Source organism: Fulvivirga kasyanovii, from assembly GCF_009711405.1.
Taxonomy (GTDB): Bacteria; Bacteroidota; Bacteroidia; order Cytophagales; family Cyclobacteriaceae; genus Fulvivirga; species Fulvivirga kasyanovii.
Genome location: NZ_SMLW01000630.1, coordinates 21,468 through 30,130, shown reverse-complemented (window position 1 = coordinate 30,130; position 8,663 = coordinate 21,468). Strand labels below are relative to the sequence as shown.

Genomic DNA, 8,663 nt, shown 5'->3' with positions numbered 1-8,663 from the left:
TAGCGTTTACACAAAATTCTTTATACTACCCTCAGAGCCTCACTTCGGTGGGGCTTTTTCATGAATAAGCAGATCTCAACGGAGTTTTCATATACATCAACAAATTTTAGTAGCTACATCGATCGCGTTCTAGCCTCTTCACTCCCATAGATCCCTGACCCCTTTAAAACTTTCATTTGTTATGCTAACTCCTCCTTTAATAGGGCATATAACCCTCAATTAACACAAGGAGACTACATTGGAAACATTTGATACCTCTCTCCCAGCAGTAATATTCCTACATTGTACCTCGCAAACGTTTGCCGATATGGCCGGAAACGTTTTAGATCATTTTATTAATGATTAATTCAACCATGTTAAAGCATATGTAATATGAAGAAAGTTTTACTATTGATGATGTCACTTTGTTTATATCAGGTGACATTCGGACAGCACACCGTCAAGGGTAAGATCTCGGCGGCTGGCGACGCACTACCTGGTGTTGGTGTTATTGTTAAAGATACCAACATAGGTACGGTTTCAGATATTCAGGGAAATTACACATTGGATATCCCATATCCCGATGCAACCCTTGTTTTTTCTTTTATAGGTTTTGAAACTCAGGAAATAGCTGTTGGTAGCCGTACAGTTATAGATGTTGAGATGACCGAGGATATTACGCAACTCTCAGAGGTAGTGGTGATCGGTTATGGTGTGGAGCAAAAGAAATTGCTCACCGGAGCTACCGGGCAGGTAAAAGGAGATAAGATCGATCAACTCAGTACCACAGGAGCTTTGGAAGGTCTTCAGGGGCAAATCTCAGGGGTAAACATTGCAGCCACATCCGGCCAACCCGGAGAAAGCCTCAAGGTGACCATTAGGGGGTCAGGTACTATTGGCAATTCCAACCCACTATATGTAGTCGATGGTATTCAGACCGGAGACATCTCTTATCTCAACACAGCGGATATAGAAAGCATTGATGTATTAAAAGATGCAGCATCTGCTGCAATCTATGGTGCCCAGGCTGCGAATGGTGTTGTGTTGATCACTACGAAATCGGGTACTGCCGGTAAGACTCGGTTTACGTTTGATTCCTACTATGGCTTACAAGAGCCTTCAAAACAGATCAGAATGCTCAACAGCCGCGAGTATGCGGTAATCATGAACGAAGCAGCAATCAACTCAGGCAAAGTACCTTATTTCACGACCGATGAAATTGCTGCTATGGGAGAGGGCACTGACTGGATCGATGAAATGATGTATAACAATGCCGCAATGCAGAATTACGCCTTCGGTTTGAGTGGGGGAAATGATATTTCCGTATACTCCCTTTCAGCTTCATACACCGGGCAGGAAGGTATTGTCGGAGGCCCTGATGTTTCTAATTATGAGCGTTATTCACTGCGTTTAAATACAGAGCACAAGTTATTTGACGGTATTCTTAAGTTGGGACAGCACCTTACTGGTTCTTATATTAAAAGAAATGGAATCGCTGTAGGTAATCAATATAATAATTCACTTCGGGGAGCTTTTAATACCAGCCCCTTTTTACCCGTGTACGATGATAATGGCAACTTTCTTAATAATAGTGCCGGCAAAGGGGTGATGTACAACGGAGTGGAATGGGAGCCATGGGCAACAGGAGAAAGTAATCCTTATGCTACCATGATCTTAAACAATCAAAACGATAATAATAACCAGAAGATCTTTGGAGATTTTTATGCGGAATTGGAACCTATTAAAAACCTTAAGTTCAGGACTCGTTTTGCGTATGATTACTACGTTAGCGAAGGCCGCTCGTATCAGCCGGTATATGAGCTGTCGATCTACGCACAACGTCTAAATGATGTTGTTAATCAGGGCATGAGTAAGGGGCTTGCATTGACTTGGGATAACATTGTTACTTACGATTTGGAAGTGGGTAGTCATAATATTACGGTGTTAGGAGGCACATCGGCTTATACTAATGAAGGGTCTTTTGTAAATGCAAGCAATTCAAAACTTTATTTTTCAGACCTTGATCATGCATATATAGATAATGCCACGAATACTGACCTGGCTAATCTGTCATTAGCCGGAGGTCCTTTTAACCCATACAAGTTGCTATCCTATTTTGGTAGGGTTGCCTATGACTATCAAAATAAGTACTTGCTCAACGCCACATTCAGGGCTGATGGATCTGCCAATTTTGCTAAAGGGAAAAGATGGGGATACTTTCCTTCTGTATCCGCAGGTTGGGTGATCTCTGAGGAGAGCTTCTGGTCTGGCCTGAATCTGGAAAATACCATTGACTTCCTCAAATTGAGAGCAAGCTGGGGTCAGGTTGGTAATGCCGCTATCGATGCTTTTCAATATATAACACCTATCGAAGTGGGATCTTCCAATTACTATTTCGGATCGGCTGACTATGATGGTGGTGGTAATACTGTCGGTGCTTATCCATCACGTTTGTCTAATATAGATGTAAAGTGGGAGACCTCTGAACAATTGAACATTGGTCTGGATGCCGCCTTCTTGGATGGCAAACTGGATGTAAATGCTGACTGGTATAAAAAAACCACAAAAGACTGGCTTTTGGAAAAGCCGGGTTATGCGACCGATGGAGCGTTACCTCCTTTCTTTAACGGAGGTACTGTAGAAAATAGCGGGGTTGAGCTTACCTTATCATGGAAAGATCAAATTGGAGATATCAATTATTTTGTGAACCTCACTGGTGCTAAAAATAAAAATGAAGTGAAGGAGGTGCCAACTAGTGATGGTATAGTTCATGGTCTCGAAAATATGTTATATGATAACGCCGGAGAGTTTTACCATAGAGCAGAGACCGGCTTCCCTATTGGTTATTTCTGGGGTTGGGAAACAGCAGGTATTTTCCAGACGGAGGAACAGATAAACACTTACAGAAGTGCAGAAGGGGACCTGATACAACCAAATGCACAACCTGGTGATGTCATCTATGTTGACCGGGATGGTAATGGAGTCATCAATAATGACGATAAAACTATGGTTGGTGATCCAAACCCTGACTATACCTTCAGTTTGTCGTTTGGCTTAGACTATAAGGGCTTTGACTTTTCAGTACTTGGCTATGGAGTAGCCGGAAATCAAATTGTACAATCTTATAGAAACCACTCAAATGCCTATGCCAATTATGCAACCGCTATACTTGACAGGTGGCATGGTGAAGGCACATCAAACAGTACCCCGCGAGTAACTGAAACTAATGTAAACTATCAGTTTTCAGACCTTTTTGTCCAGGATGGGGCTTTCTTTAGGATCAATAACATCACACTGGGATATGACTTCACCAATTTGTTGAAGATCAATTTCTTTACAAAGCTTAGGCTATATGCCACTGTTCAAAACGCTTATGTTTTTACAAAATACGATGGCATGGATCCGGAAGTAGGTTACGGTCTGGAAAATGGTTCTTCCGGAGTAGACCTGGGCTTCTATCCAAGACCAAGAACATATATGCTGGGCTTAAACGTGAACTTTTAACAACCTGAATAGCTATGAAGAATTTAAATAAATATTTACTTGTATTGCTGGTCATAGTTCTTAGCACCGGCTGTACAGACGATTTTCTGGATACTGAGCCTAAAACTACCTTGACCGATGATAGCTTTTACCAAACAAAAGAGGATGCTGAATTGGCAATTGTTGGGTGTTATGATGGAATCCAGCAATTGTATGCTTCTGGTGTGGCATTCCCTATTTTATCGGAAGTCTTATCGGACAATTGTTTTGGAGGTACCGGCAACACAGATGCTTTAAATTTTCGAGTGCTTGATGAGTTTGACTTGTCTGTATCTTCCGGGGAAGTTAATATATTGAATAATAATTGGATTGCTTATTATAAAGCCATATACAGAATAAATGTACTCCTTCAAAAGTTAGATCAGATTAATTGGGAGGGTGATGAGGCTTACCGAAACAGCATAGAAGCGCAGGCAAGGTTTTTGAGAGCCTATTGCTACTTTGACATGGTCAGGATATGGGAGAAAGTACCATTAATTACTGAGCCTACGACTGGTAATATATCTCAGGCTGAAGTAGATGAGATATACACCGTTATCGCGGAAGACCTTTCATTTGCGGCGGAAAACGGAAGTGAAACCGTAGAACCCGGGAGGGTAAATAAATGGGCCGCTAAAGCCTATCTTGCCAGAGTATTCTTGTTCTATACCGGATATTATGGAAATAACGACCTTGTAGGTGTGGTGTCAAAAGCTCAGGCATTGCAAGGACTTGAAGATGTTATAGCAAAAGGGTCTTATAGTTTAGTAGAGAAGTTTAAAAATCTATGGCCGGCTGCTTCATCTGTACCAGAAGGGGATGGCCTTACTACAACGTATGCCGGTAAGGATAATGCAGAAACGGTCTTTGCTATCAAATACAATATCACATCAGATTATGACGGAAATACTGATGGCAATCATTGGTTAGTCTTGTTAGGCTTTAGAGGCCAAACATTCAGCCCTTACGGTAGTGGATGGGGTGCATGTACCGTAAGTCCCGACTTATACGCAGTTTACGAGGATGATGATGCCAGAAGAGAGGCTTCCATTATTGCTATTGAAGAAGAGGAACTGGATTACGATAATGATGACCAGAGAGAATATACCGGCTATTCAGGTAAAAAATATATACCGCTGGCCAATCCTGATGGTAGTGATGTGGCTGTAGCTAACGGTGCAGTGGATTTTCAGATCGGCCAATATCAGGATTATGTGGTAATGCGCTATTCTGATGTACTGTTGATGGCAGCAGAACTTGGGAGTGCCAGTGCACAAACTTATTTTGACCAGGTACGTGATAGAGCGGGTCTAACCTCTCTTCCGGCTACTTTCAATAACATCATGAAAGAAAGAAGACTGGAATTTGCCCTTGAAGGTATCCGGTACTGGGATCTTCTGCGTCAGGGAGTTAATGTGGCTGCAGAAACAATTGCCGAAGAGACTACAGTAATGAATGGCGGTGTGCCGACTGATAAATCCATCCTGGCAGCTAATGTAATAGAAACCAGGGGCTTTCAAATGATTCCTCAGAATCAGGTCACGCGTTCAAGTGGAGTTTTGAAACAAAATTCGGGGTGGGAATAAAATAAATTTTTAAAAACATGATTATGAAACGAAATATTTTCAAATACTGGTTTTTCATCATGTCCATTGGGCTATTATTTACGGCCTGTCAGGATGAGTATGAATTGGGTGAAGTACTGCCCGCTGAGAGTTTGCAATATGAGATAACGCAAAATCCTAATGATCCCAATATGGTGATTTTGGAAAGCCTTACCCCTAATGTTACACCTTTATGGACAACACCTATGGGCCGGTCAACCAGAGTGAAAGATACGGTTAGGTTGCCATTTGAAGGTACCTATAAATTTGTATATGGTGTACAGAGTAATGGAGGCTATGTGAGTGGGGATACAGTGGTGTTAAATATCACTACCCAAAATTTGACCTATGTAGATGATCCACTTTGGGATTTCCTTACTGGTGGAGGTGTAGGGAATGAGAAATCTTGGTTATTGGATACGGATGGGAAATATTTTGCAGGACCATTATCTTTCTATGGAGTTGACAATGCATGGTTGCATGAAGGGGGGCCGTGGGCAGATGGTACACAAAAGACAGGGTGCTATGGAGGAGATTGTTGGACATGGAGCCCGGATACGGCTTGGATTTACAGTAATGCGATGAAAAGCGGCGATTATGGAGTAATGACATTTTCGCTAAAAGGAGAGGCAAGTTTCAATGCAGTAAAACCTATGGAAGGAGGCATTGAAGAAAATGGCTCTTATTCCCTTAATGTTGCAACGAAAATGTTACGAATAAATGATGCTTCTATTCTTCGCGGGTACAAGCCAAATAATAATGGTATTACTGGGATTAGCGATTGGTCTAATTACTTCTTATTTGATCTTAATGATGATATTTTAAGGCTTGGCGTGGTTCGTGATCAGGACGTGGATGGTGAAGGGGCAGCAATGCTTGTATACAATTTTATTTCTAAAGAATACTCAGATAACTGGGTTCCAGAGGACGTCCCTGATCCTGAACCACCTTATGATGGGGATGCCAATTCAGACCTGACTACCAATGTGTCAACAACTAAAACCTGGAAAGTTGATCTTGATTATCCGTACAATTGGCATGACTTGGCCGGAACACCATTGAATGAAGTGGCTACCTATGGGAGTGATCCAGAGGGGTTTACTTTTGACTCCTGGACACCTCCTTACGACGAAACAGTATTTTCATCAATCTCAGTTGAGCTGACCAAAGTGGGAGAAAGTGATGGTACTTATGTGATTCAAACTGAAACCGGAGAGGTTACCGGTAATTACACTGTAAATGCAAAAAATGAAATTGACTTTGGTCAACCCATTACCTTCTTTTCAGGTGTAGGCGGATGGCTTGGGTTTTCTACAACTGCTGAAAATAAATTGCGGATCATAGCAGCGGAAAAAGATGCCTTTGGAAACGTTACGGGTATATGGTTAGGCCAGAAATCTGCTGATAAGGATGAGTATTTTTCACTGCATTTGAAGTCAGTGGCGAATACCGGGGGAGAACCATCAGGCACCGTAGTTCCGTTTGATAATGCAAAACTGCTTGTAGGAGACCTTGAAGGCAACGGGAAGCTCAGGCTGGAATTATACAATGACTTCGGTGCCACAAAGGCAAATCCTCCTTTGGATCCCACCGCTGTTGTTTTTGATAATCGAATAGAAATCACATTTACGCTTCAAGGAATCACTTTAATAAATGGTGCTAAAGGTAGTTACACTGCCGCTATTGGTCTTGCCGATGCTGACTGGTCAGCCCAATACTGGGGGGGTGGACCTGGAGATGTTACTGTGACCGGGAATGGAACTTACACGGTATATGCAGAACCGGGAAGCTCAGTTGAAACAGCGTTGGTATTTGTGATTGATATGCCAGATATGGCGCCAGATATAGATGACATGGGAGCCGTGACGGCCACAATTGATAGTATTATCATGTATTGATTACGAAATCAGCTAACAACTGGTCTTCTGTTTGGGGAATTTTAATTAAGTAGAGGCTTTGGAAGTGTACTCTTCCAAAGCCTTAAATAAGTTTAGAGAGAAATGAAATTTGAGAAAAAGATAAGTATGAAATACCTTGTTCAGTTCAGCAGTACATTGATTGCATTATGTGGGATAATATTCACTTTGAGTGGCTGCGGTGATGATGATGGAGATGATGTAAATACCGTTGAAGAAACAGTGTTGACTGCTGACATTACAACCTTCAATTTTGAAGCAGCAGGTGGTAGCAAGGAATTGCAAATTACCAGTAATTCAGTATGGAACTTTAACTATGATGCCAGTCTGTGGAGCAGGCCGAATATCCAAACTTCAAAAGGTAACGCAACAGTACAAATAGTGGCTGATGCTAACGAAACTGCTGATGCCAGAAGTATGGTGCTAAAGCTTGCCAGCGAGGGAACGGATACGGTACAGATTACGGTAAATCAGGCGGCGGGCACCATTGATGAAGAGCCTGTAGAACCTGAGTTGCCTGATTATATTGATCCTGATAACACGGGAATGAGAGACAAGACTTCCGTGCAACTTACGGAATTAATGGGAGTGGGGTGGAACCTTGGTAACTCACTGGAAGCCATTTCTGTAAATAATGGGGTTTACTCAGGAAACGAAACTTCATGGGGCAATCCGGTAGTTACCAAAACACTGATCGATTCTGTAAAAGCAGCAGGTTTTAAAACAATAAGAATACCTGTTTCATGGTCGCACATGTTTGACGATCCTGCTACTTACAAGATCAGTTATGAGTGGAAACAGCGTGTGGAAGAAGTAGTGAACTATGCCTTGGATAACGACATGTTTGTTATGATCAACATCCACTGGGACGGAGGGTGGATGGATCATACTACTTATGATCATCAGGATGCTATCAATGAAAGGATCGCAATCATGTGGAAGCAGATTGCCAAATATTTCAGGGACTATGATGACCGACTGCTATTTGCAGGAACAAATGAAGTTCATGAAGAGGGTAATTTTAATGAGCCCACAACAGAGTATGCAGAAGTGCAAAACTCATTTAACCAGACTTTTATCAATACGGTAAGGGCTACCGGAGGTAGAAATACTTATCGTCATCTTATAATACAGACTTATGTAACCAATATCGCTTATGGGGTTGATCATCTGGAAATTCCTGCTGATGCTACCGCCAACCGTATGATGGTGGAGGTTCACTTCTATGACCCTTACCAGTTTGCATTGCAGGAAACAGATGAATTTTCACTTTGGGGTAACGCCAATTCAGGAAGTGCTGCCCATTCCGATTGGGGCGATGAAGACTGGGTAGACGAGCAGTTTGGTAATATGAAAACCAACTTCGTAGACAAGGGCTACGGTGTAATTCTGGGAGAGTTTGGCTCTTTGCTCAAGACAAGTCCCCAAAATTCAACCTATGCGGAGCATGTAGCATCAAGAAATTATTACCTGAACTATGTGACCAAAACAGCCTTGAGCAATGGTATGGTGCCAGTCTACTGGGACAATGGTCATACAGGAAATTATGGTTTTGGGTTATTCAATAGAAATACAGGAGAGGCTGTGCATGCAGATGCAGCAGAGGCGATTGTCTCTGCCCTTGGCAATTAATTTCATATAA

Annotated in this window: 4 protein-coding genes; all 4 read left to right on the top strand. The window is 42.1% G+C overall.

The annotated features are described in order from the left end of the window. The first annotated feature begins 372 nt into the window (after positions 1 to 372). The 4 genes from E1163_RS21330 (at position 373) to E1163_RS21315 (ending at position 8,653) form a co-directional block, all read left to right on the top strand. A complete protein-coding gene (locus tag E1163_RS21330; RefSeq protein WP_221418058.1) occupies positions 373 to 3,483 on the top strand; it encodes a SusC/RagA family TonB-linked outer membrane protein in 3,111 nt (1,036 codons plus the stop codon). Between the two features lie 14 nt (positions 3,484 to 3,497). Further along, positions 3,498 to 5,087 carry a RagB/SusD family nutrient uptake outer membrane protein gene (locus E1163_RS21325; RefSeq protein ID WP_155174493.1) on the top strand — a complete coding sequence of 530 codons (1,590 nt, stop codon included), beginning with the start codon at positions 3,498 to 3,500 and terminating at the stop codon, positions 5,085 to 5,087. Positions 5,088 to 5,110: 23 nt separating this feature from the next. After that, entirely contained in the window at positions 5,111 to 7,003 is a 1,893-nt protein-coding gene (locus E1163_RS21320) for a hypothetical protein (RefSeq protein WP_155174492.1), read from the top strand. Positions 7,004 to 7,105: 102 nt separating this feature from the next. Beyond that, positions 7,106 to 8,653, top strand: a complete 1,548-nt coding sequence (locus E1163_RS21315) for a cellulase family glycosylhydrolase (protein ID WP_221418057.1) — start codon at positions 7,106 to 7,108, stop codon at positions 8,651 to 8,653. Positions 8,654 to 8,663 lie beyond the last annotated feature (10 nt).

Excerpts from the sequence above, each read along its gene's own strand:
- E1163_RS21330 (WP_221418058.1), top strand. The coding sequence starts at position 373 with ATGAAGAAAGTTTTACTATTGATGATGTCACTTTGTTTATATCAGGTG.
- E1163_RS21325 (WP_155174493.1), top strand. The coding sequence starts at position 3,498 with ATGAAGAATTTAAATAAATATTTACTTGTATTGCTGGTCATAGTTCTT.
- E1163_RS21320 (WP_155174492.1), top strand. The coding sequence starts at position 5,111 with ATGAAACGAAATATTTTCAAATACTGGTTTTTCATCATGTCCATTGGG.
- E1163_RS21315 (WP_221418057.1), top strand. The coding sequence starts at position 7,106 with ATGAAATTTGAGAAAAAGATAAGTATGAAATACCTTGTTCAGTTCAGC.